Source organism: Enterobacter sp. PTB, assembly GCF_051130085.1.
Lineage (GTDB): Bacteria > Pseudomonadota > Gammaproteobacteria > Enterobacterales > Enterobacteriaceae > Enterobacter > Enterobacter ludwigii.
Window position 1 is genome coordinate 23,156 of sequence record NZ_JBDKEE010000026.1, and the last position, 25,149, is coordinate 48,304.

The 25,149-nt window shown below is 54.4% G+C and carries 25 protein-coding genes; 9 read left to right on the top strand and 16 right to left on the bottom strand.

The genetic code is table 11. The annotated features are described in order from the left end of the window. Positions 1–8: 8 nt before the first annotated feature. The gene (locus AAIR21_RS22850; RefSeq protein ID WP_422702192.1) at positions 9–980 is read right to left on the bottom strand and encodes a glycosyltransferase; all 972 of its coding nucleotides are present in this window, start codon (positions 978–980) and stop codon (positions 9–11) included. 529 nt (positions 981–1,509) lie between these two features. Between AAIR21_RS22850 and AAIR21_RS22855 the strand changes: the two genes are divergently transcribed. The 5 genes from AAIR21_RS22855 to actP all read left to right on the top strand — a co-directional run bounded on the left by AAIR21_RS22855 (position 1,510) and on the right by actP (position 5,247). After that, positions 1,510–2,343: a DUF4942 domain-containing protein gene (locus AAIR21_RS22855; protein WP_422702190.1), complete on the top strand. Its 834-nt coding sequence runs from the start codon at positions 1,510–1,512 to the stop codon at positions 2,341–2,343. A gap of 111 nt (positions 2,344–2,454) precedes the next feature. Next, on the top strand, positions 2,455–2,691 hold the full coding sequence (locus AAIR21_RS22860; RefSeq protein WP_422702189.1) for a type II toxin-antitoxin system CcdA family antitoxin: 237 nt from the start codon (positions 2,455–2,457) through the stop codon (positions 2,689–2,691). Positions 2,692–2,693: 2 nt separating this feature from the next. Further along, positions 2,694–3,008: a CcdB family protein gene (locus AAIR21_RS22865; RefSeq protein WP_422702188.1), complete on the top strand. Its 315-nt coding sequence runs from the start codon at positions 2,694–2,696 to the stop codon at positions 3,006–3,008. 278 nt (positions 3,009–3,286) lie between these two features. Continuing rightward, positions 3,287–3,601: a DUF485 domain-containing protein gene (locus tag AAIR21_RS22870; protein ID WP_014168233.1), complete on the top strand. Its 315-nt coding sequence runs from the start codon at positions 3,287–3,289 to the stop codon at positions 3,599–3,601. Next, on the top strand, positions 3,598–5,247 hold the full coding sequence (gene actP / locus AAIR21_RS22875) for a cation/acetate symporter ActP (RefSeq protein WP_014168232.1): 1,650 nt from the start codon (positions 3,598–3,600) through the stop codon (positions 5,245–5,247). The genes AAIR21_RS22870 and actP overlap by 4 nt, the downstream gene beginning before the upstream one ends. A gap of 32 nt (positions 5,248–5,279) precedes the next feature. Here actP and AAIR21_RS22880 read toward each other — a convergent pair whose 3' ends face one another. Next, positions 5,280–5,969, bottom strand: a complete 690-nt coding sequence (locus AAIR21_RS22880) for an LrgB family protein (protein ID WP_023310063.1) — start codon at positions 5,967–5,969, stop codon at positions 5,280–5,282. Then, complete coding sequence (locus AAIR21_RS22885; protein WP_059306576.1) at positions 5,962–6,372, bottom strand: CidA/LrgA family protein; 411 nt, start codon at positions 6,370–6,372, stop codon at positions 5,962–5,964. Before AAIR21_RS22885 ends, AAIR21_RS22880 begins: the two co-directional genes overlap by 8 nt. Before the next feature lie 102 nt (positions 6,373–6,474). On the opposite strand from AAIR21_RS22885, the gene AAIR21_RS22890 reads away from it, so the two are divergent. Next, a complete protein-coding gene (locus AAIR21_RS22890; RefSeq protein ID WP_025206385.1) occupies positions 6,475–7,356 on the top strand; it encodes a LysR family transcriptional regulator in 882 nt (293 codons plus the stop codon). Positions 7,357–7,404: 48 nt separating this feature from the next. Here AAIR21_RS22890 and AAIR21_RS22895 read toward each other — a convergent pair whose 3' ends face one another. From AAIR21_RS22895 to soxR, 4 genes are all read right to left on the bottom strand, one after another. Next, positions 7,405–9,051, bottom strand: a complete 1,647-nt coding sequence (locus AAIR21_RS22895) for a Na+/H+ antiporter (RefSeq protein WP_014168228.1) — start codon at positions 9,049–9,051, stop codon at positions 7,405–7,407. A gap of 152 nt (positions 9,052–9,203) precedes the next feature. After that, complete coding sequence (ghxP, locus tag AAIR21_RS22900) at positions 9,204–10,553, bottom strand: guanine/hypoxanthine transporter GhxP (protein ID WP_020882835.1); 1,350 nt, start codon at positions 10,551–10,553, stop codon at positions 9,204–9,206. A 296-nt stretch (positions 10,554–10,849) separates the two neighbouring features. Continuing rightward, positions 10,850–11,521, bottom strand: coding sequence for a glutathione S-transferase family protein (locus tag AAIR21_RS22905; protein WP_183516907.1), 672 nt, complete (start codon positions 11,519–11,521; stop codon positions 10,850–10,852). 302 nt (positions 11,522–11,823) lie between these two features. Then, entirely contained in the window at positions 11,824–12,282 is a 459-nt protein-coding gene (gene soxR, locus AAIR21_RS22910) for a redox-sensitive transcriptional activator SoxR (RefSeq protein WP_014168225.1), read from the bottom strand. A 98-nt stretch (positions 12,283–12,380) separates the two neighbouring features. Between soxR and soxS the strand changes: the two genes are divergently transcribed. Then, positions 12,381–12,707, top strand: a complete 327-nt coding sequence (gene soxS / locus AAIR21_RS22915) for a superoxide response transcriptional regulator SoxS (protein WP_013095071.1) — start codon at positions 12,381–12,383, stop codon at positions 12,705–12,707. A gap of 6 nt (positions 12,708–12,713) precedes the next feature. Here the strand turns inward: soxS and AAIR21_RS22920 are convergent, their stop codons facing one another. Both AAIR21_RS22920 and AAIR21_RS22925 read right to left on the bottom strand, forming a co-directional pair. After that, a complete protein-coding gene (locus AAIR21_RS22920; protein WP_025206387.1) occupies positions 12,714–14,279 on the bottom strand; it encodes an EAL domain-containing protein in 1,566 nt (521 codons plus the stop codon). Positions 14,280–14,618: 339 nt separating this feature from the next. Next, positions 14,619–16,019, bottom strand: coding sequence for a sensor domain-containing diguanylate cyclase (locus AAIR21_RS22925; RefSeq protein ID WP_020882838.1), 1,401 nt, complete (start codon positions 16,017–16,019; stop codon positions 14,619–14,621). A gap of 489 nt (positions 16,020–16,508) precedes the next feature. Here AAIR21_RS22925 and AAIR21_RS22930 point away from each other — a divergent pair, with 489 nt between their 5' ends. Then, positions 16,509–16,790: a YjcB family protein gene (locus tag AAIR21_RS22930; RefSeq protein WP_020882839.1), complete on the top strand. Its 282-nt coding sequence runs from the start codon at positions 16,509–16,511 to the stop codon at positions 16,788–16,790. 63 nt (positions 16,791–16,853) lie between these two features. Here AAIR21_RS22930 and ssb1 read toward each other — a convergent pair whose 3' ends face one another. Then, positions 16,854–17,381 (bottom strand): single-stranded DNA-binding protein SSB1, encoded by a 528-nt coding sequence (gene ssb1 / locus AAIR21_RS22935; protein WP_020882840.1) that lies wholly within the window; start codon positions 17,379–17,381, stop codon positions 16,854–16,856. Positions 17,382–17,632: 251 nt separating this feature from the next. Here ssb1 and uvrA point away from each other — a divergent pair, with 251 nt between their 5' ends. Next, on the top strand, positions 17,633–20,455 hold the full coding sequence (gene uvrA, locus AAIR21_RS22940) for an excinuclease ABC subunit UvrA (RefSeq protein WP_014168220.1): 2,823 nt from the start codon (positions 17,633–17,635) through the stop codon (positions 20,453–20,455). Positions 20,456–20,458: 3 nt separating this feature from the next. Here the strand turns inward: uvrA and AAIR21_RS22945 are convergent, their stop codons facing one another. The 6 genes from AAIR21_RS22945 to pnuC form a co-directional block, all read right to left on the bottom strand. Beyond that, positions 20,459–20,812 (bottom strand): MmcQ/YjbR family DNA-binding protein, encoded by a 354-nt coding sequence (locus AAIR21_RS22945; RefSeq protein WP_014168219.1) that lies wholly within the window; start codon positions 20,810–20,812, stop codon positions 20,459–20,461. Positions 20,813–20,814: 2 nt separating this feature from the next. Further along, positions 20,815–21,231 carry a secondary thiamine-phosphate synthase enzyme YjbQ gene (locus AAIR21_RS22950; protein WP_151887080.1) on the bottom strand — a complete coding sequence of 139 codons (417 nt, stop codon included), beginning with the start codon at positions 21,229–21,231 and terminating at the stop codon, positions 20,815–20,817. Between the two features lie 113 nt (positions 21,232–21,344). Next, positions 21,345–22,058: an acid phosphatase AphA gene (gene aphA / locus AAIR21_RS22955; RefSeq protein WP_183516910.1), complete on the bottom strand. Its 714-nt coding sequence runs from the start codon at positions 22,056–22,058 to the stop codon at positions 21,345–21,347. 253 nt (positions 22,059–22,311) lie between these two features. After that, the gene (gene tyrB / locus AAIR21_RS22960) at positions 22,312–23,505 is read right to left on the bottom strand and encodes an aromatic amino acid transaminase (RefSeq protein WP_032679391.1); all 1,194 of its coding nucleotides are present in this window, start codon (positions 23,503–23,505) and stop codon (positions 22,312–22,314) included. A gap of 75 nt (positions 23,506–23,580) precedes the next feature. Continuing rightward, positions 23,581–24,591 (bottom strand): AAA family ATPase, encoded by a 1,011-nt coding sequence (locus AAIR21_RS22965; protein WP_183516911.1) that lies wholly within the window; start codon positions 24,589–24,591, stop codon positions 23,581–23,583. Next, positions 24,588–25,145 carry a nicotinamide riboside transporter PnuC gene (gene pnuC, locus AAIR21_RS22970; RefSeq protein WP_014168213.1) on the bottom strand — a complete coding sequence of 186 codons (558 nt, stop codon included), beginning with the start codon at positions 25,143–25,145 and terminating at the stop codon, positions 24,588–24,590. The genes AAIR21_RS22965 and pnuC overlap by 4 nt, the downstream gene beginning before the upstream one ends. Positions 25,146–25,149 lie beyond the last annotated feature (4 nt).

A 25,149-nucleotide genomic window follows, 5' to 3' on the forward strand; every position in this document is an offset into this window, starting at 1 on the left:
TCCACAGATTAATCTTGATCCTTCGACATAACGCTGGAGAAGCAAATTTTACGAACCAGTTTCAGGAGGAAAAAAACATCGCTCAGGCTGCTTATACCGGGCAGCAACTGACAAAAGGCTATCCGTGTGCGAAAGCTGATACGCAGCACATCCCGGTTGCTGACCTTACGCCGGTATAACCCGAGAAAATGGCGGCTCTCTACAAGTGCATGCCTGACCAGTGCGCGTCGGGTAGCACGTTGTTGCTGTTGTTCGCTCAGGGCGAGAATATCAGTAATCACGTCAATATAGCTGGCAGCCCGGATATCGTAATAATCCGGGCGGTGAGTAATTGACGCGGGATTGCTGATATAGGTGTAGTCCTGGCGGTCGGCGAAATAAAACCGACCGTTTCCGGCTGCGAGGTGGATGGTCCAGAGAATATCCTTGTGGCTTTTGCCTTCCTGAAATCGCAGGTCGTGCTCACGGATATACGCCGAACGGGTGAACTGCAGCCACAGGTAATGCGGCCATTCGCGCTGACTCACACAATGGCGTATCCACTGCTGACCGGTGAGCGTCTGACCGTATGGCTGTTTGTTGTGTACAGGGGAGCGTTGATGACCGGTACTGTCGGCCCGCCAGCCACTGAACACGGCGACATCAGCCCGTGCTTCACGGGCTGCCTGTAGGCGTTTTTGCAGAAATCCGTCAGCTACCTGGTCATCCGCATCCAGAAACACCACCCACTCGCCGCCGTGAAGCGCCAGCGCGGCGTTACGTGCGGCATATACCCCCTGGTTATCCTGATGAATAAGCATCAGCCGCTCATCGGTGATGGCGCTGAGTATGGTCCACGTTTCGTCGGTGGAGCCGTCATCCACGACAATCACCTCAGTGCTGAGGGTCTGCTCGCTCAGGAGGTTATGCACCAGTTGGCCGATGGTAGCCTGCGCATTGAAGGCCGGGATAATGACGCTGATATCAATATTATTTTTCATCGGGTAAAAGAGGATTAAGTCATGAAGCGTTCAGCGTTGCCAGGGCACCAGTGATCTGACGCATGGCAACCATTTTCAGGAAGGGCGTTCCGGCGTTTTAAGGACTGGTGCGGGTGCCGCACGCTTATCCCTGATTTCCTGGTTAACCGTCAGCAGACAATGGTCGCAGTACTCTTTATCCAGCCCGAAAATCCGGTCCAGAACACACCTTTTCTTGTTACAGCGTGCGCATCTTTTCATCACATTATCCGTTACGTTATTTCGCTGCCCTGTTCGCAGGACAAAAGACGCACGCCCCTCATTAAGACAGGAAATGGATTTATAAACAATCAGTTAAATTCACTTTCGGGATTCTGGCACAGGGACTGTACGGACGGATAATTCATTTTGCAGATCAATTTTCGAAAATCGATCGGTTGCGTCGATCGATGGTTGCGCCCCACCGTTTTACATCCCCCCCGCAGTCCTGATGGACACACAACCCCCGGCCCGCATTCGTTGCGGGCCTTTTTATTTATGGAGATTTAACATGCAGACTGAAGCCGAAGTATTAACCGACCATACCGACGTGATTTGCTCTACCAGTATTGAGCGCATCGTCACCGGACGTAATAGTGCACTTAAACAAATTGAGACACTGATACAACAAATTGCCGATATATCGACGCTGACCAGCAGTATTGGCGGAAAAACCGCGCTGGACTGGGCTATGAAGCAGGATTTCCGTTGCGGTTGCTGGCTGATGGAGAAACCAGAAGCAGCGATGAAGGCCATTACCCGTAATCTCGATCGCGGTATATGGCGGGATTTGATGAAGCGCTCAGGGATGCTCAGCCTGATGGATGCTGCTGCCCGTGACCAGTGGTACAACAGTCTGGAAAAGGACGATATTCCTGCCGTCAGTGAAGCCAACATCCTGAGCACATTTGAGCAACTGCATCTGAATAAAGGCGAGGTATTTGAGCGTGGCGTCATTAACGTATTCAGGGGCCTGAGCTGGGATTTTAAGACGAATAGCCCGTCTAAGTTTGGCACGAAAATTATCGTTAGCGGGTTAGTCAAATGTGACCGGTGGGGATTTGGGCTGAACTGGGGCTGGCAGCGTGACCGGCTGGCAGACCTTGAGCGCATGCTAATGCTTCTGGATGGTAAGCCTGTCCCCGATAACCGCGCTGACGTTAGCCGTCGCCTGGGCGATCATATCCATGCTAACCGGCACAGCAATCGTTACGAGGATGAGATGTTTACGATTAAATATTTCCAGAAGGGAACAGCCCATATATCGTTTAAACGGCCAGAGCTGGTTGATAAGCTGAACGACATCATCGCCCGGCACTATCCGGGAGCGCTGGCGGCGAGGTAACAGATATTGCTGCCTGACAACAGCATTTTTATCTTTTCTGCACGCCCCCCGGCCATTATGCGTGTATAATCCAGTGTAAGTAACACGTAAATAAATCAAAGGAAATGCCCTGTGGCAGCAAAACAACGCAATACCCAAAGTGTCACAATGACCGTAGAACGGGGTTTGCTCAGTCGGGCCCGTGAAGCAGGCATTAACCTGAGCGCAACTCTGGCTACCGCTCTGGATGCTGAACTGCGCTATCAGGCTGCGAGAAAATGGCAGGAAGAGAATATGGAGAGTCTCGACGCGTTAAATCGTTTCCATGATGAACATGGTTGCTTCAGCGACGACTACAGGACGTTTTAACGATGCAGTTCACCGTTCACATCAACACCGGGAAAAGCAGCACGTACCCTTTGTTGCTGGATGTCACGAGCGATATCATCGGGCAGCTAAATCGCCGGGTCGTGATACCTCTGCTACCGGTTGAAAAATATCCGGGTGGCAATCGCCCGGAAAGGATGATCCCACTCATCAGACTAACCGATGGCAAGGAATACGCCGTCATGACCCACGAGCTGGCAAGTATTCCTGTTCGCATTCTGGGTGTTGAGTTTTGCCGCGCGGCGCAATACCGGACACAGATAAAAGCGGCGATAGATTTTTTGTTTGACGGAATTTAGAATCTTACCGCCGGGTTGTTCTTTTTTCTGGTAGCTAACTCATAACGGTCCATTCTCTCCCTCCCGGACCGCCCTGAACAGGGAAATATTCTCTGATTAGAGGGTATCAAATCACTACAAACGAAGCCGCAAACACTTGGGGGCCACTATAGGGGCCACACCCTTACGAAAACCTATTAAACCATATAAATATCAATCATATATTTATTTTAACACCCTCCCCCCCCCGGGAGAGGGAATAAAAAAACCTCCCCTATAAATACTTCTGGAGACCTCTGATGAATAACGATATTTGTCAGCAGATAGAGAATAGTGCGCACTACAGGGAGCTCGTGGATAAACGGCAACGGTTTGCCTTCTTACTTTCCATCATCATGCTGATTATTTACGTCGGCTTTATTCTGCTGATTGCCTTTGCCCCACACTGGCTCGGTACGCCGCTGCACGCGGGCACCAGCGTCACGCGTGGAATTCCGATTGGGATTGGCGTGATAATCATTTCGTTTGTGCTGACCGGCGTGTACGTCTGGCGCGCCAATGGCGAATTCGATCGTCTTAACAGAGCAGTCCTGGCAGAGGTAAAAGCATCATGAAGAGAGTCCTGACGGCGCTTGCCGCCACACTTCCCTTTGCCGCCAACGCCGCTGATGCCATCACCGGCGAGGTACAGCGCCAGCCAACCAACTGGCAGGCGATTATCATGTTCCTGATTTTCGTGCTGCTGACGCTGTACATCACGTACTGGGCCTCGAAACGCGTGCGCTCCCGTAATGATTACTACACCGCAGGCGGCAACATTACCGGTTTTCAGAACGGGCTGGCAATTGCAGGCGACTTTATGTCCGCCGCCTCCTTCCTCGGTATCTCCGCGCTGGTGTACACCTCCGGCTACGATGGTCTGATTTACTCCCTCGGCTTCCTCGTGGGCTGGCCGATTATTTTGTTCCTGATCGCAGAACGCTTGCGCAACCTGGGCCGCTATACCTTCGCAGACGTGGCCTCCTACCGGCTGAAGCAGGGGCCGATTCGTACCCTCTCCGCCTGCGGCTCGTTGGTGGTGGTCGCGCTGTATCTGATTGCGCAGATGGTCGGCGCGGGTAAATTGATCGAACTGCTGTTCGGCCTGAACTACCACATCGCGGTGGTGCTGGTGGGTGTGCTGATGGTGATGTACGTCCTGTTCGGCGGCATGCTGGCCACGACCTGGGTGCAAATCATCAAAGCGGTCCTGCTGCTGTTCGGCGCCAGCTTTATGGCCTTTATGGTCATGAAACACGTCGGGTTCAGCTTCAATAATCTGTTCACTGAAGCGATGGCGGTACACCCGAAAGGGGAAGCGATCATGAGCCCTGGCGGGCTGGTGAAAGACCCTATTTCTGCGCTTTCGCTCGGTCTGGGTCTGATGTTTGGTACGGCTGGCTTGCCACACATCCTGATGCGTTTCTTCACCGTGAGCGATGCGCGTGAAGCGCGCAAAAGCGTCTTCTACGCCACGGGCTTTATGGGTTACTTCTACATCCTGACCTTTATCATTGGTTTTGGCGCCATCATGCTGGTGGGGGCGAATCCGGCGTTTAAAGACGCGGCGGGCGGGCTGATTGGCGGTAACAACATGGCGGCAGTGCATCTGGCCGACGCGGTAGGCGGTAATCTGTTCCTTGGCTTTATCTCGGCCGTGGCCTTCGCCACCATCCTCGCGGTGGTTGCCGGGCTGACGCTGGCGGGCGCGTCTGCGGTATCGCACGACCTCTATGCCAACGTTATCCGCAAAGGAGCAAGCGAACGTGATGAGCTGAAAGTCTCGAAAATCACCGTGCTGGTGCTGGGCGTGGTCGCTATTCTGCTGGGGATCTTGTTCGAGAAGCAGAACATCGCCTTTATGGTGGGGCTGGCCTTCTCCATTGCGGCAAGCTGTAACTTCCCTATCATCCTGCTCTCCATGTACTGGTCAAAACTGACCACCCGTGGGGCGATGATTGGCGGCTGGCTGGGGCTTTTGACGGCAGTGATTCTGATGGTCCTTGGCCCGACGATTTGGGTACAGATCCTCGGTCACGAAAGCGCTATCTTCCCGTATGAATACCCGGCGCTGTTCTCCATTGCCGTGGCGTTTATTGGTATCTGGGTCTTCTCCGCGACCGATAACTCGCCGGAAGGTAACCTGGAGCGTGAGAAATTCCGCGCCCAGTTTATCCGCTCACAAACGGGTCTGGGCGTCGAGCAAGGCCGCGCACACTAACCTCGTCTCCCCGGCCTTACCGGCCGGGGAAATCAGAACATCACCCACGCCACCAGCGGTGCAATCAGTACCATCACCACGCCCGAGAGCATCATCACCAGGCTTGCCACCACCCCTTCCTGCTGCCCGAGTTCATACGAACGTGCCGTTCCCGCACCGTGCGATGCCGCGCCAAATCCCGCCCCTTTCGCCATTCCTTCACGGATCGACAGCCGCAAAAAAAGCATGTCGCCAACCGCCATCCCGAAGACGCCCGTCACGACCACAAATAACGCGACCAGATCCGGCTGTCCGCCGAGCGGCTTGGCCGCGGCCAGCGCAAACGGGGTGGTGACCGAACGGACGGCCAGGCTGCGCTGAATTTCATCGGGCAGCGTAAACAGCCGTGCCAGCCAGACGGAACTGCAGACCGCCACCACCGTGGCCGTGATCACGCCAGCGCTGAGCGACATCCAGTGGCGTTTGATGATCGCCAGGTTGTCATACACCGGTACCGCAAAGGCAATGGTCGCAGGCCCCAGTAGCCACAGCAGCCAGTGGGATTCCCCAATGTAGTTCTGCCAGGAGATATGCCCGAAGACCAGCATCAGGACCAGCAGGATCGGCGTGAAGACCAGCGGCATCAGCGGCAGCGCGTGAAAACGGCGATACAGCCGTTTATTGGCAAAGTAGATCGCCAGGGTGGCAATCAGGCACAACACGCTTATCTGGAAGTTAGTCATGCTTTTGCCTGCTGATTTCAAACCGATACACTTTATCAACCACCCAGGCGGTGGCCCCCAGCACCATCAGCGTGCTCAGCGCAATGACCGCGAAGATACGCCAGCCATCTACCATCAGCAGTTGCGCATAGTTCACCACCGCGACCACGGCAGGCACAAAGAACAGCAGCATCTCCGCCAGCAGCCAGCGCGCGCCGGCGCGTACCCAGTTGAGGGGGATAACGCGGCAGAGGATAAGCGTCAGCATCAGTACCATTCCGACCAGGTTGGCAGGCAGCGGCAGATGCAACCAGTTGACAAGATATTCCGCGAAAACAAACAGTCCCGCATAAAGCAGTACCTGAACCGGTACCTGAAGTCGTTGCACAACGGCAGGCGTAACACGGCTTAACGCCACGGCCATGGGGGTTTTCCTCAAAAATGAGACGAGGCGCCAGTATAGTGAGCGCACGTAATGGACTGAAATGAATTAAAATCATCAAAGGTATAGTTCCGAGGAATAATCATGGACATAAGAACGCTGCGCTATTTTGTCGAAGTGGTTCGTCAGCAAAGTTTTACCCGCGCAGCGGAGAAGTTGTTTGTCACCCAACCCACCATCAGCAAGATGCTGAAAAACCTCGAAGATGAACTGAACTGCACCCTGCTTATCCGCGACGGACGCAAGCTGCTGCTGACCGATACCGGGCGGGTCGTCTTTGAACGCGGGCTGGCGATCCTGGCGGAGTTCCGCCAGCTGGAAGCGGAGCTTGGCGATATCAATCACCTGACAAAAGGGCTGCTGCGCCTCGGCATCCCACCGATGGTTGGGATGATGATGGCCGGCCCCATCAGCCTGTTTCGCCAGCGTTATCCCGGCGTTGAACTGAAAATTTCCGAGTTTGGCGGCTTAACGGTTCAACAGGCCGTCACCAACGGCGAGCTGGATGTCGCCATGACCGCCCTCCCCGTGGAGGAAGAGAGCGGTCTGGCGACGCTGCCGCTCTTTAGCCATCCGCTGTGCGTGCTGGTCCCCCGCTCTGGTGACTGGCTGAAGGTCGACACGGTGAAACCCGAACGGCTCGGCGAACACCCGCTGCTGATTTACAACGAAGATTTCGCCCTCAGCCGCCAGCTAATGGCGCTGTTTAATCAACACAACGTGAAGCCGCGCATTGCGGTGCGCAGCGGGCAGTGGGATTTCCTGGCCGCGATGGTGCAGGCTGGCGTCGGCATTGCGATATTGCCGCAGCCGATTTGCGAACGGCTCGATAAAAACACCCTGCGCTGGATCCCGCTGGAAAGCGATTTGCACTGGCAGTTAGGGATGATTTGGCGCGAAGGGGTTTATTTATCGCACAGCGCGCAGGCGTGGCTGAAATGCTGTGAAGGGTTTTGGGTCCCCTGACCCTCTCCGGGCGGAGAGGGTCAGGGTGAGGGCATCAGCCCGCACGGACTACTGATTCTCTATCAGCAAGGCTTCCAGCAAATCCAGATCGTGCAGCAGTTTTTGCAGCGTCTCATTGCTGATTTGCCGCGTGGCGCGCAGGTGGTACAGCTCCGCACGCTCTGAGCGCAGCGCCGCCAGACGGAACCGGCGCTCCAGGTTCTCCTCCTGCAGCGAACTTTCCACATCGTTGCGGCCATCGGCACGACGACGCAGGTTACCAATCACGCGCGAGCTCACTTCAGTCAGCAGCTGGTTGTCGATGTTCTCTTCCGTGTCCGCCGCAAGACGTTCTTCCATCTTCTGAATGGCCACAATCGCCACTTCGGCGGTCGCCGCGCGGGCAATACGCTCCTCTTTATGCTGCTGAGTCGAGTCACCCGTCTCAATATGCTGCAGCAGAAGAGGCAGCATTATCACGCCGACAAACAGTGAGAACAGAATCACCCCTGCCGCCAGGAACACCAGTTCATAGCGCGCCGGGAAGACATCGCCCGTGGGCAGCAGCAGCGGAATGGACAGCACACCGGCAAGCGTAATCGCCCCGCGAACGCCAGCAAAAGAAGCAATCAGCAGCTCCCGCGTGGTCCACGAGCCGAACTCCATCGGTTTTTTCGTCAGGAAGCGCATGCTGAATTTTTTCATCGTCCACAGCCAGCCGAAACGCACCAGCATCAGCGCCATGTAGATCAGCACGATATCGGTGAACAACATCCACGTTTCGACGTTCGGGTCGGCCTCGGCCGCCACCAGCGAGGATTCCATGATGCCCGGCAACTGCAGGCCCAGGAGCAGGAACACCATCCCGTTAAAGACAAATTCCAGCATTGCCCAGGTGCTGTTTGCACGCAGGCGCATGGCCAGCGGCGCACGGCGCATTACGCCGGAGCGGGTGATGGTCATCCCCGCCGCCACCGCCGCCAGAATGCCCGACACGCCGATATGTTCGGCAATCAGGTAAGAGGCAAACGGCAGAAGGAACAGCAGTACAATCTGTGTCGCCGGTTCATCGCCGCCCCAGCGGCTGAGGAAGCGCAGCGAACGACCATACAGCCAGCTCACCACAAACCCGGCCAGGATACCGCCAATCGCCACCTTGAAGAATTCCAGGGTCGCGCCGCCTACGGTAAAGATCATCGTGCCCATCGCGACGGCCACGGCAAATTTCAGGGCAACCAGGCCAGAGGCGTCATTCATCAGCGCCTCACCCTGTAAAATCCCCATGATTTTCTTCGGAATACGGCCTTCACCGACAATGCCGGACAACGCCACGGCATCGGTTGGTGACAGCACCGCGGCCAGCGCAAAGGCCGGAATTAACGGAATGCCCGGTACCGCCCAGTAGATCAGGAAACCAATCCCAACCACCGTGACCACCACGAGCGCCAGCGCCAGACCTAATATCTCTCGCCCGTGCTCAAGGAATTCACGCGTGGGCGTTTTCCAGCCATCGGCAAACAGCAGCGGCGGAATAAACAGCACGAGGAACAGTTCGGGGTCGAACTCCACGTGCAGGCCAAACGTCGGCCACGCCAGCAGCGCGCCGATGGCAATTTGCATTAATGGCAGGGGGACCTGAAAGGGCAGTACGCGTGTGACTACCCCGGATAGCGAGACCACAAGAGTCATGATGAGTATTGTGAAGAAGATTTCCATGCGTTCCCTGTTTGCTGTGTTTCTTAAAAGCCAAACCTAAGGCGTCGTGCCTGTTATTCTATCTTCCCCAGAGTAACGCAAAAGACAACGGGATGAGTCCTGAAAATAAAAACGGGCGGCCTGAGCCACCCGTTTTCGCATCAATGGACAACTTAGATTGCCCAGCCGCCCGCGTAGAACGCCACCAGCGCGACGGCAATCACAACGGTGCCGATGTTCAGCTTGCGCCACTCGCCGGAGACCAGACGCCCAATCACCAGCGACGCGAAACCGATCATGATGCCGGTCACGATATTACAGGTCAGCACGATAAAGACCGCCGTGATGAGGCCTGACATCGCATCCACAAAATCAGCAAAATCGATTTTCGCCACGTTGCTCAGCATCAGCAGACCAACGTACATCAGCGCAGGTGCGGTCGCGTAGGCCGGCACCAGGTAGGAGAGCGGAGAGAGGAACAGGATCAGCAGGAACAGCACGCCAACGGTAATGGCCGTCAGGCCAGTTTTACCGCCTGCCGCCGTACCCGCAGCGGACTCGATATACACCGCAGCCGGAGCCGCGCCCACCAGACCCGAGAAGACGCTGCTCAGGGAGTCGGTGGTCAGCGCTTTGCCGCCATCGATAATCTGCCCGTCTTTATCCAGCAGGTTCGCCTGACCCGCGACGGCACGGATGGTACCCGTTGCATCAAACACCGCGGTCATCACCAGCGCCAGCACGCTTGGCAGGATCACCGGGTTCAACGCCCCCATGATATCCAGACTGCCAATCAGAGAGTTGCCTTTGTCATCGCTCAGCGACGGCATGGCGAAAATCCCGGAGAAGTGAACGTTAGGATCGAAAATCAGGCCAACAATGGACACCCCGATAATTGTCAGCAAAATGCCGCCCGGGACTTTCAGTTTTTCCAGACCAATAATCACCGCCAGACCGATCAGGGACATAATGACCGGGAAGCTCGCGAAATGACCCAACGCCACCGGCAGACCGTCCAGCGGATTCTTGATCACCAGGCCGACGCCGTTTGCGGCAATCAGCAGCAGGAACAGCCCGATACCAATGCCGGTGCCATGCGCCACGCCCTGAGGCAGGTTGCGCAAAATCCAGCTACGGATGCCGGTGGCGGAGATAACGGTAAACAGTACCCCCATCAGGAACACGGCGCCGAGCGCAACCGGTACGCTGATGTGCTGACCCAGAACCAGGCTGAAAGCGGTAAAGGCGGTCAACGAGATTGCACAACCGATTGCCAGCGGCAGGTTCGCCCACAGGCCCATCACGATGGAGCCAACGCCCGCCACGAGACAGGTAGCAACAAAGACGGCCGCCGGTGGGAAGCCCGCTTTACCCAGCATACCCGGAACGACAATGACGGAGTAAACCATCGCCAGAAACGTGGTCAGACCGGCAACGATTTCCTGACGCACGGTGCTGCCGCGAGCCGAAATTTTAAAGATGGCGTCAAGCGAACCGCCAGTACGCGCAGATGGCGTAGACATAGAAAACATCCCCTGAGAGTTTTTATAGAAAGTCCGTAAGCATGGTGGAGACGCCACTGCCAGCTAAACGTCAAATCCGTGTTTTGCATTTGCGACGAAAGGGGCGTCACAGAAAAAGCAAACGTTTAGCTCCGCGCTTACAAACGGGTGGTCAAATTAAGGCAAACGATTATCTAGCCTAATCCCCGCCCTTTTCAACTGAACTTTATCGTTTTTCGCTAAAATTCCCTTATGACGCTGAAGAAATAAACAGAGGATGCGCAAACGTTATCGTCTGTGCGCAATTTGTTTACATTTCACTCCCCACCCGGAATCGATAACGGGCCACCTTGCTCCAGCGTTTTTTGCCAGCCAGGGCTGCTCTCTACTTTTTTCTTCCAGGCCTGGGTATGCGGGAGGTTATCGATGCCACCGCGCGCCAGCAGGGCAAAAATCGGGAAACTCATCTGAATATCCGCCATGCTGAGCGCGTCGCCGGCAAACCAGCTGTTTTCGGCAAGATGCGACTCAATAAAGCGTGCATGGGTTTCAAGCTGGCGGTTGAGATACGCTTTTTGCACTCCCTGCCCCAGCGCTTTACCCAACGTGCGGATACCAAACGGCACGGGCGGCTTACCGAGGCTACTGAAAACCAGCTTCATCAACAGCAGCGGCATTAGCGAACCTTCGGCATAGTGCAACCAGAAGCGGTATTGCACCTTATGCGCAGGATCCAGAGGCTTAAGCCGCGACTCAGGATCGTAGGTTTCCTGAAGATATTCGAGGATGGCCCCCGACTCGGCGAGGATCAGGCCGTCATCTTCAATAACCGGCGATTTGCCCAACGGGTGCACTTTTTTGAGCGACTCAGGCGCCAGCATGCTCTTTTCGCGCTGGTAACGAACAATCTCATAGGGCAGGGAAAGTTCTTCCAGCGCCCAGATCACACGGTGTGAGCGGGACTGGTTCAGGTGGTGTACCGTGAGCATTGTATTCTCCTTTTATTCATACTTTTTAACTATAGAAAATCGAACAACACCGCGAAAAAAATTCGCCTAAAAAACGGCCTGACCGACTGGCGAAAAGACGGGTCTTGCATAGAATTAAAGTGTCAGCACAATCCGGAACCTCCCCAACACGCTCGACATGAGGGGTGCTGATGTCGGGGGAAACCCTCCCGTGAACCAGCGGGATAGAGTGAAAGACAAAGACCGGGAAAAACTAAAGCGCCCTTTTGTGGCGCTTTAGTTCTTTATGAGGTGCGGTATGAGGTGCGGTTTTCTGCCGCATCTCAGTCTTCCTCCAGCAACCGCGCCCCTGTCCCCTGCTCACCCAGCCTGTCGCCCGGGTTACGCAACGGACAATCACTGCGCGACAAACAGCCGCAGCCAATACATCCGTCCAGTTCATCACGCAGCGCTACCAGCGTGTGAATGCGTCGATCCAGCTCTTCACGCCACTGAGAGGAAAGCTCTTTCCACTCTTTCGGGCTGAGAGAGTGCCCTTCCGGCAGCACGCCGAACGCATCGCCGATGGTGGCCAGGGGGATTCCGATTCGTTGGGCAATTTTGATAATCGCGACATAACGGAGCACATCACGCGTGTAGCGTCGCTGGTTTCCGGCGTTTCGGATGCTTTTAATTAACCCTTTGCTTTCATAGAAGTGGAGCGCCGACACCGCAACGCCGCTTCGCTTCGCCACTTCGCCGGGGGTTAACAACGCTTTAATTCGCGGCAATCTCTTTTCCATAAAACCTCTTTACCTCAAGTTAACTTGAGGAATTATACTCGCCCGCAGAGAAAACGACGAATCAACCAGGGCAGTTGTATCTACAGAGGGGCAACCTTATGTCGCATCAGCAAATTATTCAGACACTTATTGAATGGATTGATGAACATATCGACCAACCGTTGAACATTGATGTGGTCGCTAAAAAATCCGGCTATTCGAAATGGTATTTACAGAGAATGTTCCGTACCGTTATGCACCAGACGCTGGGTGAGTACATTCGTCAGCGCAGACTGCTGCTGGCGGCGCAGGCCTTACGCTCAACGCAGCGGCCCATTTTTGATATCGCGATGGATCTGGGATATGTGTCGCAACAAACCTTTTCCCGCGTGTTTCGCCGCGAGTTTGACCGCACACCGAGCGACTATCGCCACCAGTTGAATTAATGGCTCTCAATGCAAAGGTTGCTGCTGCCAGGTCATAAACTCCTGGGGCGGCATCGCTTTCGCGAAGTGCCATCCCTGACAGAACTGAACGCCACGCTTCAACAACCAGCTCACCTGCTCTGCCGTTTCCACCCCTTCCGCAATGGTTTTAAGCCGCAGGCTTTGTGCCATCTCAATAATATGCTCGGCGATAAGGTGGCTGGTGCTGTTGGTTGTTAGGGTGTCGATAAAGGATTTGTCGATTTTCAGAATATCGACATTCAGCGAATAAAGGTTGTGCAGGTTAGAGTAACCCGTTCCAAAATCATCAATCGCCACTTCGTAACCCGCCTGACGGAACGCCTGAATAACCGGAGTGGTTTTAGGGACATCAATAAAACCGCGCTCCGTGACTTCGATTTTAATTTGCTGCGCACGCACGGCGTAGTGTCGGGCCTTGTCCGAAATCATGGCGATCAGCCGTGAAGAGTGGAAATCCGTGGCCGACAGGTTAATCGAAATATAGAGATGCGGATGTGTTGCCAGGAATGTGCCCAGATCGCTGAATACCTCTTCGACAACATAATCCGTAATTCGCTCGCTCATGCCCTCTTTTTCCGCCAGCGGAATAAATTCAGCCGGGCTCATGACCGGCCCGTTAAAGCCAGGCCAGCGTAATAACGCCTCGGCTCCCACGCACTGGTTGTTCTTGATATCAATAATCGGCTGATAGTGGACACAAAGCTGGCGTTTATTGAGCGCTCGCTGCAGTAACCGCCCGGGAGAATTGAGTTCACGATGGGTGCGAGACCACACCAGCAAAATAATTATGCTGCAGATCATCCCCAGCGGTAGCGTCAACGTCGCCTGGTGATAAAGCATTTCATAAAAACGTTTATTCGACGTCGACACGATAGCGGCAATAGGCCGTTTTGGGGATTTGACGACCGTATAAAAACGGTTATCTTTTTGAAATACCGATTCCTTATCCCGAATCATCGAACTTAATAAAGAAACATTCGCGCGCTGACTGACGGAAAAGAATGCATTCGTTACCGTGTCGTATACCCCCCACGAAAGGGAATGATCTGTCGACATTACTTCGCTGTAGGAAAGCGGATTGACCACCACAACATAATTTCCGCGCTGCATATATGTCATTTTATAGCCAGTAAAAAATGGCGTATCGCGATAATAATAGATAGCAACGTCAGGTTTACGTGTGTAATTAGCAGTGGATATCAGATAAGGATTGGCGGGTGTAAAAACGGTCGAACAAAGAAAATTCTGACCTTCAGCATAAATTAAATCCGCAACAAACAGACGACCGCGAACAACGTTCAACATATATTGGCGATGTTCTGGTGTACAACGTTCACCCTGATATTTTTCAGCCTCGTCGCGGGCCAGATCAACCTGTTGAATTACCAGTTCTGTTTTGTCTAACGCCAGTTCAGCAAAGGTACGTAGCTGGGCGCTTGTTTCCGACACGGCTCTTATCTGGGCAAACCATAGCGCAAGCATCACCGGCAGCATAACTACCATGATGATCCCTACCACCCTGAGCATCTTGCGCCGCGCGCTACGATTCATTTCCCGCCCTATATCCCTGCATGTTGTACGCCTGTAGTAATGAAGGCCGGATGCTTTGTTTAACAGGTGATTACGTTGCATGAATCATGCGAAGTTAGCAACTGACTTTTAGTATTAAAAATCTTAATTTTCGTTATGACGATAATATTTTCCCGTAAGCTAAACTGTAAGTATTCGTTCCGTTTCAATTAAGGAAAATAATTATCCAGCGGGTACGGGAGGTTTTAAGATAACACAACAGAGGATCGTTGATTAAGCCAAACTTCTGACAGTGTGAAAAAACAACAACGGCAACATGACATTTTATGCTATTTACTCGCGCGTATTTTAGTTTTTGATTTATAAATAATCAGCAGCCACCACCGTTTTCCCCCGACCCGTACGCTTGGCGTCATATAATGCTTTATCGGCACGCATCAGTAATCCTGAAGTATCGCGTTGGCCCTGGCAGACCTCCACCGCCCCGGCGCTGAATGACAGCACCAGCTTTTTCTCTCCCACCACCAGCGGGTTGGTTTTGAGGGCAGTACGTAGCCTCGCAGAAAAAAGGGCGCCCGCGTTGCCGTCGGTTCGCGCCAGCAGGAGTAAAAACTCCTCGCCGCCCACACGGCCAAGCGCAGCGTTCTCGGGGCTTAACTCACGGATAGCCTGGCAAAAGTGGATAAGCGCCCGATCGCCCACCTGATGCCCCCACCGATCGTTGATCTGTTTGAAAAAATCCAGGTCAAACATGAGCACGCAAAAATGGCTGTCAGCATCCTGCCTGGCATTTGCCGCCAGCGCGGATTCCAGCTGCTGTAAAATGGTTGAACGGTTAAAACACCCGGTAAGATCGTCCGTGGTGGCTTTCACTTCCAGCTGCTGTTCGGCTTTTTTACGCTCGGTAATATCAAGCCCGATATTCAGGACTGAGCTGTCCGGCAGCAGAATGTTTGACCACAAAACCGTCAACGGCGTACCGTCTTTACGCAGTGGATGCCACTCGTACATATCCTTTAGCGGCGAGACATTTACCGACTCCCTGACCCGTCGCCGCTCTTCCGGGTCGGGGTAAAACAGTGAGAGCGGATCGGCATGGGCACTGATCTCCGCCATTGTCCAGCCAAACACTTTTTCACACTCAGCATTCCACAGCACGCAGCGGTTAAATTTATCGAATGAGTTCATTAAAACAGGCGCTCGTTCAAACAGGGTTTTATATTGGGTCACCACACGCTGCATTTCCTGCGCTGTTTTTTCACGAACGATAATTTCTGAAAAATAGTCTTTTAATTTTTCGACCAGTACCGCAACAATACTTTTCAGGATGGCCAGAGAATATAACGGCTCAGCAAACGCCAGAAAAAAATAGCCGCTGCCTTGTCCGTTATGGGTTGAAAGCTTGCATAACACCCCGCTTTGCAATTGCGAATAGCCAGGATGATGAGCGGAGAATAATGCGCGGCCGATATTCTCTTTCCAGTAGACGACCCGCCACGCGCGGTGATGCTTCTCCAGCAGGGTACCGGCAAGAAAATCGGCCACCTCAAATGAGTGACAGGTCACTTCACCGGCACAGACCACGCGCTGCAGCCCGTCAGTATCAACGCTAATCCAGGCCAGGCTTGCCCCGAAAGCCCGGTTGATCGTCTCAAGCATCTCGCCCAGCGAACAATGGGCGTGAAGCTGGGGCATCAGATCTGCCAGCGCATGCAACGCCCGCAGGCTGTCATTAACAATCTCACGTCGTTTTTCTTTCATTTTTTTCGCAGATTATTAAGCGTTAAACCGGACGCAACTTTCTTCAGATTCAAAAATCGGCGAGCCAGAGCAGGATGCTGAATATCAGCACAGCTGGAGTGCGAGACGTTGTGTGTAATTAAAAACGTACAAAGAGAAAAAAACCAATAAAATTCAAAAACCTGAATTATAGAATGCGAGTAAATTTATTTATCCACTCAAGCATAATCCAAAGGGTTGTTGCTGTAAACGTTCTACAGCACACCTCAATTTGCAGAGGTTTTGTTATCTCAATGAATTTATTACCTGGAAGCGATAAAAGGGGGTCATTAGCGTGCAAAGATATATTTTCCCCTCAATCCTCGTGCGACGCCTGGCTGTGATAATTCCTGCTTTTTTCACCCTTCTGAGGCTGGCGAATAAATCAACAAATGTGATATAGTTCACACATATTGTGTAACGAGAAACACTGTTTCATTCAGTTCGTCTGTTTTGTTGAGGATGGGTTTTATGGCAACCATTACTACCAGCATGGTTCTCCTGCGCTGGCCTTTGTTAAGTGCGGTGCTGATGTTCCTGGCCAGCACGCTAAACATTCAGTTTCGTAAATCTGACTATGCTGGCCTTGCTGTCATCAGCACCCTGTTGGGGTTGGGCGCAGCATGCTGGTTCGCAACGGGCCTGCTTGGCATCACCCTGCTGGATCTCGCTGCCGTCTGGGAAAATATTAAAGTCGTCATGGTGGAAGCCATGAGCCATACCCCGCCAGACTGGCCGATGGTGATTACCTGATCCCTGAGATGAAGAAAAAAACCCAGACCGAGGTCTGGGTTTTTTGTTTTAAACAGTCGGATATCAGAAAGGAATATCGTCGTCGAAGTCCATTGGGGGTTCGTTAGACGGTGCTGGCGCGGACTGCTGCTGTGGGCGAGACTGCGCGCCACCGCTGAACTGGTTGCCGCCCTGTGGCTGCTGAGGCTGACCCCAACCGCCCTGCTGCTGCTGACCGCCACCTGCTGGTGCGCCACCGCCCTGACGGCCACCGAGCATCTGCATGGTGCCACCCACGTTGACCACAACTTCCGTGGTGTACTTCTCAGCGCCGGCTTGATCGGTCCATTTGCGGGTACGCAACTGGCCTTCAATATAAACCTGAGAACCTTTACGCAGATACTCACCAGCCACTTCCGCCAGTTTGCCAAACAGCACAACGCGGTGCCATTCGGTCTGCTCTTTCATCTCACCGGTCGCTTTATCACGCCAGGATTCGGAAGTAGCCAGCGTAATGTTGGCAACTGCGCCACCACTCGGCATGTAGCGTACTTCCGGGTCCTGGCCCAGATTACCGACGAGAATCACCTTGTTTACGCCTCTGCTGGCCATGTTCGTGTCTCCTGAATACGTTTCTTAATAGTGTAAACGCGCGAGTGTACCATTTCCACGCTGCAATTTGCATAGTTGCGTAGTCGGTTCCGAAATCTCTCGCGAACTCGACATTGTTACACAGTGAATCAGAAAATGCATTCCAATACTGTATATTCAAACAGGTCATTTTGTGTCATAATTAGCCGTTTCTGACAGCCGTTTGTCCTTCAAACAAACCAGGCAATCCGTGTTCCAACCGGGAAAGGTGAATGGATAAGATCGAAGTTCGGGGCGCCCGCACCCACAATCTCAAGAATATCAACCTCATAATCCCTCGCGACAAACTCATCGTCGTGACCGGGCTTTCGGGGTCTGGCAAATCCTCACTGGCTTTCGACACTTTATATGCCGAAGGACAGCGTCGTTACGTGGAGTCACTCTCTGCATACGCACGTCAGTTCCTGTCACTGATGGAAAAACCGGATGTAGACCATATTGAAGGGTTATCACCTGCTATCTCCATTGAGCAGAAATCCACCTCGCATAACCCGCGTTCAACGGTTGGTACGATTACCGAAATTCATGACTACCTGCGTCTGCTGTATGCACGCGTGGGTGAACCGCGCTGCCCGGATCACGACGTCCCGCTGGCCGCGCAGACCGTAAGCCAGATGGTGGATAACGTGCTGTCGCAGCCGGAAGGCAAACGCCTGATGCTGCTGGCACCCATCATTAAAGAGCGTAAGGGCGAGCACACCAAAACGCTGGAGAACCTGGCAAGCCAGGGCTATATCCGCGCCCGTATCGACGGCGAAGTGTGTGACCTGTCGGATCCGCCTAAGCTGGAGCTGCAGAAGAAGCACACCATCGAAGTGGTGATTGACCGTTTCAAAGTCCGAGACGATCTGGCGACCCGCCTGGCCGAATCCTTCGAAACCGCGCTGGAACTCTCTGGCGGTACGGCCGTGGTCTCCGATATGGACAACCCGAAAGCGGAAGAGCTGCTCTTCTCCGCCAACTTTGCCTGTCCGATTTGTGGTTACAGCATGCGCGAGCTGGAGCCGCGTCTGTTCTCGTTCAACAACCCGGCGGGTGCCTGCCCGACGTGTGACGGACTGGGCGTACAGCAATATTTTGATCCGGACCGCGTGATCCAAAACCCGGAGCTGTCGCTGGCTGGCGGTGCGATCCGCGGATGGGATCGCCGCAACTTCTACTATTTCCAGATGCTGAAGTCGCTGGCAGAGCACTACAAATTCGACGTCGAAGCCCCGTGGGCCAGCCTGAACCCGAACGTGCACAAAGTGGTGCTGTTCGGTTCCGGCAAAGAGAACATCGAGTTCAAGTACATGAACGATCGCGGTGATACCTCCGTGCGCCGTCACCCGTTTGAAGGGGTGCTGCACAATATGGAGCGCCGCTACAAAGAGACCGAATCCAGCGCGGTTCGCGAGGAGCTGGCGAAGTTTATCAGCAACCGTTCCTGTGCGACCTGTGAAGGTACGCGTCTGCGCCGTGAAGCTCGCCATGTGTTTGTTGAAAACACGGCGCTGCCGACCATCTCAGACATGAGCATCGGTCACGCGATGGACTTCTTCAACAACCTGAAGCTCTCCGGCCAGCGCGCGAAAATCGCGGAAAAAGTGCTGAAAGAGATCGGCGATCGTCTGAAGTTCCTGGTGAACGTCGGCCTGAATTACCTGACGCTTTCCCGCTCCGCAGAGACCCTCTCCGGTGGCGAAGCTCAGCGTATCCGCCTCGCGAGCCAGATTGGCGCAGGCCTGGTCGGCGTGATGTATGTGCTGGATGAACCCTCAATCGGCCTGCACCAGCGTGACAACGAGCGTCTGCTCGGCACGCTTGTCCACCTGCGTAACCTCGGTAACACGGTGATTGTGGTTGAGCACGATGAAGACGCGATCCGCGCCGCTGACCACGTTATCGATATCGGCCCGGGCGCTGGCGTACACGGCGGCCAGGTGGTCGCGGAAGGAACGCTGAAAGATATTATGGCGGTGCCGGAGTCATTGACCGGCCAGTACATGAGCGGCAAGCGCAAGATTGAAGTGCCGAAACAGCGTGTACCGGCGAACCCGGAAAAAGTGCTGAAGCTGACCGGCGCCCGCGGCAATAACCTGAAAGATGTGACGCTGACGCTGCCGGTTGGTCTGTTTACCTGTATCACCGGCGTATCCGGTTCCGGTAAGTCGACGCTGATCAACGATACGCTGTTCCCGATTGCGCAGACGCAGCTGAACGGCGCGACGCTGGCCGAACCGGCGCCGTACCGTGACATCCAGGGGCTGGAGCATTTCGATAAAGTGATCGATATCGATCAGAGTCCAATCGGGCGGACTCCGCGTTCCAACCCTGCCACCTATACGGGCGTGTTCACACCCGTACGTGAACTGTTTGCAGGTGTGCCGGAAGCGCGTTCACGCGGGTATACGCCAGGACGTTTCAGCTTTAACGTGCGCGGCGGACGCTGTGAAGCGTGCCAGGGCGACGGGGTTATCAAGGTTGAGATGCACTTCCTGCCGGATATTTACGTGCCGTGCGACCAGTGCAAAGGCAAACGCTATAACCGCGAAACGCTGGAGATTAAGTACAAAGGCAAAACCATCCACGAAGTGCTGGATATGACCATCGAAGAGGCACGTGAGTTCTTTGACGCGGTCCCTGCGCTGGCGCGTAAGCTGCAGACGCTGATGGATGTGGGCCTGACCTATATTCGTCTGGGGCAGTCTGCCACCACGCTGTCTGGCGGTGAAGCACAGCGCGTGAAGCTGGCGCGTGAGCTCTCCAAACGCGGTACCGGCCAGACGCTGTACATTCTCGATGAGCCGACCACCGGTCTGCACTTTGCCGATATCCAGCAGCTGCTTGATGTTCTGCATCAGCTTCGCGATCAGGGCAACACGATTGTGGTCATTGAACACAACCTGGACGTGATTAAAACCGCGGACTGGATTGTCGATCTCGGCCCGGAAGGCGGCAGCGGCGGCGGTGAAATCCTCGTCTCCGGTACGCCAGAGACCGTTGCAGAGTGCGAAGCCTCGCACACCGCGCGCTTCCTCAAACCGTTGCTGTAATTGTCACACGGAGAGTTGCTGTCGGGTCGCTTCCGGCAGCAGCTCTACCGCCTGCTGATAAGACGCGTCCACCAGATAGTAAATTTGCGAACCCGGCAGTGAACCGTCGAGATAAACGGTGCTCCAGTGCGCTTTGTTGAGATGCTTGCTTGGCCGGACGTCATGGTGCTGCTGGCGTAACAGCTCCGCCAGTTCCGGGCTGGTTTTCAGCGACGCCGCCGGGCGACCCTCAACCTCTTTCACCATCGCAAACAGAATATCCCCCACTTTAATCTGCGTGGCTTTCCAGTCGCTGTGAACGCTCTGCTCCGCGCCAGGTTTACTCATGCAGTACTGAAGTAGCTCCGAAATTGTCATCTTTATTCCCCTTGTAGCGTTGCGATAATTTTACGCGAACCACCGTGAATACGATGTTCTCCCAGCCAGATCCCTTGCCACGTTCCCAGCAGTAACCGACCATTGTGCACCGGCAGCATCAGCGATACGCCCAGCAGAGAGGATTTGATATGCGACGGCATGTCATCTGCTCCCTCATAGTCGTGTTCATAAGGGGCGTTGTCCGGAACGGTTTTGAGAAAATGCTGCTCCATGTCAGACCGGACGGTGGGATCGCAATTTTCATTAAGCGTGAGAGAGGCTGACGTGTGCTGAAGCAGCAGATGCAGTAACCCCGTCCTGATGCGCGAGAGGTCGCGAATTTGCCCAATGACTTCATCAGTCACCAGATGAAATCCACGAGGTTTCGTGCTTAAGGTCAGGGTCTGTTGATACCACATGTGCTGCTCCGTTATGAAAGATGAATCTTTCTAAGTGTGCAGCAAGAAAGCGAAAGGTAAAACCCACAGCGGCGAGATTTGATTAAAAAAGAGGCAGCCTCGCCGCCCGGCGGTTAATACTCAGAATTAACAATCACTTCTTCGCCAAACTTTCCGGCCATGGGCAACGGTCGATACGTAGAGTTTGAGGCGCGTAATACCCTGATCCCTCTGGCTCCAACGTCATGCGCGGCGGTGATATCGTTATCTGAATCGCCATAGAAGACTTTGATGCTCTTCTGTTCCAGCCATTGGGTTTTGGTGTTTTGGCCGGGTTTGTCGCCGGCAAAAATAACCGGATTCATGCTGGAAGCCGGGATCTGAAAATCATCCTGCAACGTTTTAGAGACGGTTTCGGTTTTGGTCTGGCTGCGTCCGGTCACAAAGTAAATGCTGTCACCGCGTTTAACGTGCATGGCGATAAGCGCACGCGCCACCTCTTTAGGAATGCTGAATTCGTCCCAGCCGTTGTTCATCTTTTCCCAGAACTCGGGGTTCTTCAGATACGCTTCGCTGTCCGGTGAGTAGGTTTTTTTGCCCCGCCAGAATCCCGGGCTGGAAAACAGGACCGTATCGTCGATATCAAAGCCTACAGCCATTGGCGGGCGCCCTAACAGGCTATTTTCGATTTGGGCTACGGATACCCAGTGAACAGGTGCTTGCTCGGCAAGCATGGCGGCTGTTGTGCCGGTGTAAAGCGGCGTCGGTGCGGAAGCGCGCGCGACAACGGCACTATTTAGCGAGAACAATAAGCAGGCGGCGCTGAGCGCCAGTGTGATCTTGCGCATGTTTTCCCCTGAATATTCAGTTTGTTATCGTTTTATTTTGAGTGAATGGTCAAAAAACTATCCGACCATAACCCCGGCGGGAGATGAAGGGAAGGAGTTTTTACTTATGAAGCTGAATAAAAAGAAGAAGATCACAAAGCGCGGATGAGGTCTGAAGGCCCGGTAGGCGCAGCGCCACCGGGCAGGATTTTTGTGCGCCCTGATGCTCTCACTCGGCCCTCTCCCGCAGGGAGAGAGGGACGATAGTAAGTGCTTACATCACTGCAGCAAACGCCTGCGCAACACGATGAACGTTGCTGGCATTAAGCCCCGCCACGCACATACGGCCGCTGGAAATCAGGTAGACGCCGAACTCTTCACGCAGGCGATCGACCTGAGCCGCGCTGAGGCCGGTGTAGCTGAACATCCCACGCTGTTTAAGCAGATAGTCAAAATTATGCCCAGGAACGGCCTCTTTCAGCACATCGACCAGCTCCTGACGCATTGTCAGGATGCGCTTGCGCATAGATTCCACTTCGGCGAGCCACGACGCTTTCAGCCGATCGTCACCCAGTACCGTGGCGACTACCTGCGCACCAAAGTTTGGCGGGCTGGAGTAAATGCGGCGCACGGTCGCCTTCAACTGACCGAGCACACGCCCGGCCGCTTCAGCGTCCTCACAGACCACTGACAGGCCGCCGACGCGCTCACCGTACAGGGAGAAGATTTTTGAGAACGAGTTGCTGACCAGCGCAGGCAGTCCGGCGCTGGCAACGGCGCGGATAGCGTAGGCATCTTCTTCCATGCCCGCGCCAAAGCCCTGATAGGCGATGTCGAGGAAGGGGATCAGGTTACGCGTCTTCAGCACGTCGATTACCGCATCCCACTGGGCATTAGTCAGGTCTGCACCGGTCGGGTTATGGCAGCACGGATGCAGCAGAACAATACTGCGCTCCGGCAGCGTATTCAGTTTTTCCAGCAGCGCGTCAACGCGCACGCCGTTGGTTTCGCTGTCAAACCACGGATAGGTCTGCACCGTAAAGCCCGCGCCCTCAAAAATCGCCACGTGGTTTTCCCACGTCGGGTCACTGACCCACACGCCAGAATCGGGGAAGTATTTTTTCAGAAAGTCAGCGCCAACTTTTAATGCGCCCGAGCCACCCAGCGTCTGGATGGTCGCCACCCGTTTTTGTGTCAGCACGGCGTGATCGGCACCAAACAGCAGCGGCGCAATGGTATTGCGGTAGCTGTTTAACCCTTCCATTGGCAGATAGAGCGAGGCCCCGTGCGGGACGGCGTTAAGACGCGCTTCCGCTTCTGCCACGGCTTGCAGCTGAGGAATAATGCCCTCCTCGTTGTAATACAAACCAATACTGAGGTTGACTTTGTCGCTGCGAGGATCTTCTTTGAAACGCTCCATTAAGGAGAGAATGGGGTCGCCGGCATAGGCGTCAACTTTCTGAAACACGCGATGATTCTCCGGAATTCGATGAGGCAGGGATTTCAACAATAAACCGGATATGACAGAAGATCGAGAGCGATATCAGATCCGTTCCTGCAGATGTCGTCGAATCTGTTCAATGCGTTCAGCGAGCGAACCAGAAACAGACAGATAGGGGATATTTCTGTCTGTTAACGCGCGGATGTACCATGCCTGTTGCCGCTGGCGGAATGCAGCCCCCTGACGGGTACCATCCTGAACAAAAGGAAACTCATCGCCACAGAGCACCACCAGAGAATATGCGCGCCCGGCTAATTCCTCTAGCTCGCGTGGCGCGCTGCCAAACTGGTCGAGCATATAAAACAGCGTGGTTAAGGGCGAGGTATCGCAAACCAGGAAGGGAGCCGTGCTGGCCATCGCTTCACGACGCACCTGCTCGCGGGCAATATGCAGCAGATCGTCGCATCCCAGCACGCCGTTCTTCTCTTCCCAGTATTCTCGGCCAAACTCGGCGACAAATGGGGCGTTGAGCGTCGTCGCCAGTGCGCGGGAAAGCGTGCTTTTTCCTGTCGATTCGCCCCCTAATAAACAAATCCGAAAGACAAAGCTACGGTAGACCTCCGGGGACATCATCGTGCGGTAGCGATGGACGTCAGAACGTATCAGGGTTCCCGAGGGCGCATCAGGCCCTTTCGGACGCTGGAGGCGGACATGCGTAACCTGTTTGCCAAAACGCTGGCTTAACACCGCCGCAAATCCGTCGCCGTAGTCTTCGGCGGTAAATACGGCCTGTGGCTGGCAGCGAAGTATTTTTTCACACAGCGTTGCCACGTAATGCCGGTGAAGATCGGCATCCGCATCATTATGCGGCAGTGGTTCAAGCGCATGGGTCGCGATGACCTCCGGCGTGAGCACAAGGTGATGACATTGCGGGAAGCGCGCGCTTAACCAGTGAAGGCGCTTGTCGGGGTCATAACCCGGGATTTCCGGACGCGAATAACTGATGATATAGACCGTCTCACACTGGGCCAGCGCAGCATTTATCAGCGCTTCATGCCCCACGTGTAATGGCGCGAATTTGCCCACAACCAGACCGTCGCAATAAGGCTTCACTGGGCGCGAATCTCCTTACGCCACTGATATAAACCGTGCCAGGCATTAAACCAAAACACCAGATATAAACCCGCGGTCAAATGCAGATCTCTCATCGCATATAACGGTACCGCCAGCGTGTTTACAGCCAGCCAGACGTACCAGTTCTCCAGGCGTCGCCCCATTAACATAAACTGTGCAAGCACGCTGAATGTCAAAATAACGGAGTCCACCCAGGGGGCCCAGGCGTTAGTGTAGCGATGCAAGATCAGGCCATAACCCGCGGCCACCAGCAGGGCGCAGGCGAGCAGGATGAAGAAATGTCTGGGCGGGGTACGCCGAACGGGCAATACCTCCCCGCGGTGACCTTTGAGCCAGTGCACCCAGCCGGTGATGCTGGTGATGATGAAAAAGAGCTGCAGGGTAACGTCAGCGTAAAGCTGAACCGAATAAAAGACCCAGCCATAAAGCCCACTGCCGATGATGCCTATCCACCACGTGTGAATACTGTTTCTGGCAGCCAGCCAGACCGAGAGGGCATAAGCCAGACAAGCGGCCATTTCGGATGGTGACATTACC

Excerpts from the sequence above, each read along its gene's own strand:
- AAIR21_RS22850 (WP_422702192.1), bottom strand. The coding sequence starts at position 980 with ATGAAAAATAATATTGATATCAGCGTCATTATCCCGGCCTTCAATGCG.
- AAIR21_RS22855 (WP_422702190.1), top strand. The coding sequence starts at position 1,510 with ATGCAGACTGAAGCCGAAGTATTAACCGACCATACCGACGTGATTTGC.
- AAIR21_RS22865 (WP_422702188.1), top strand. The coding sequence starts at position 2,694 with ATGCAGTTCACCGTTCACATCAACACCGGGAAAAGCAGCACGTACCCT.
- AAIR21_RS22870 (WP_014168233.1), top strand. The coding sequence starts at position 3,287 with ATGAATAACGATATTTGTCAGCAGATAGAGAATAGTGCGCACTACAGG.
- actP (WP_014168232.1), top strand. The coding sequence starts at position 3,598 with ATGAAGAGAGTCCTGACGGCGCTTGCCGCCACACTTCCCTTTGCCGCC.
- AAIR21_RS22880 (WP_023310063.1), bottom strand. The coding sequence starts at position 5,969 with ATGACTAACTTCCAGATAAGCGTGTTGTGCCTGATTGCCACCCTGGCG.
- AAIR21_RS22885 (WP_059306576.1), bottom strand. The coding sequence starts at position 6,372 with ATGGCCGTGGCGTTAAGCCGTGTTACGCCTGCCGTTGTGCAACGACTT.
- AAIR21_RS22890 (WP_025206385.1), top strand. The coding sequence starts at position 6,475 with ATGGACATAAGAACGCTGCGCTATTTTGTCGAAGTGGTTCGTCAGCAA.
- AAIR21_RS22895 (WP_014168228.1), bottom strand. The coding sequence starts at position 9,051 with ATGGAAATCTTCTTCACAATACTCATCATGACTCTTGTGGTCTCGCTA.
- ghxP (WP_020882835.1), bottom strand. The coding sequence starts at position 10,553 with ATGTCTACGCCATCTGCGCGTACTGGCGGTTCGCTTGACGCCATCTTT.
- AAIR21_RS22905 (WP_183516907.1), bottom strand. The coding sequence starts at position 11,521 with ATGCTCACGGTACACCACCTGAACCAGTCCCGCTCACACCGTGTGATC.
- soxR (WP_014168225.1), bottom strand. The coding sequence starts at position 12,282 with ATGGAAAAGAGATTGCCGCGAATTAAAGCGTTGTTAACCCCCGGCGAA.
- soxS (WP_013095071.1), top strand. The coding sequence starts at position 12,381 with ATGTCGCATCAGCAAATTATTCAGACACTTATTGAATGGATTGATGAA.
- AAIR21_RS22920 (WP_025206387.1), bottom strand. The coding sequence starts at position 14,279 with ATGAATCGTAGCGCGCGGCGCAAGATGCTCAGGGTGGTAGGGATCATC.
- AAIR21_RS22925 (WP_020882838.1), bottom strand. The coding sequence starts at position 16,019 with ATGAAAGAAAAACGACGTGAGATTGTTAATGACAGCCTGCGGGCGTTG.
- AAIR21_RS22930 (WP_020882839.1), top strand. The coding sequence starts at position 16,509 with ATGGCAACCATTACTACCAGCATGGTTCTCCTGCGCTGGCCTTTGTTA.
- ssb1 (WP_020882840.1), bottom strand. The coding sequence starts at position 17,381 with ATGGCCAGCAGAGGCGTAAACAAGGTGATTCTCGTCGGTAATCTGGGC.
- uvrA (WP_014168220.1), top strand. The coding sequence starts at position 17,633 with ATGGATAAGATCGAAGTTCGGGGCGCCCGCACCCACAATCTCAAGAAT.
- AAIR21_RS22945 (WP_014168219.1), bottom strand. The coding sequence starts at position 20,812 with ATGACAATTTCGGAGCTACTTCAGTACTGCATGAGTAAACCTGGCGCG.
- AAIR21_RS22950 (WP_151887080.1), bottom strand. The coding sequence starts at position 21,231 with ATGTGGTATCAACAGACCCTGACCTTAAGCACGAAACCTCGTGGATTT.
- aphA (WP_183516910.1), bottom strand. The coding sequence starts at position 22,058 with ATGCGCAAGATCACACTGGCGCTCAGCGCCGCCTGCTTATTGTTCTCG.
- pnuC (WP_014168213.1), bottom strand. The coding sequence starts at position 25,145 with ATGTCACCATCCGAAATGGCCGCTTGTCTGGCTTATGCCCTCTCGGTC.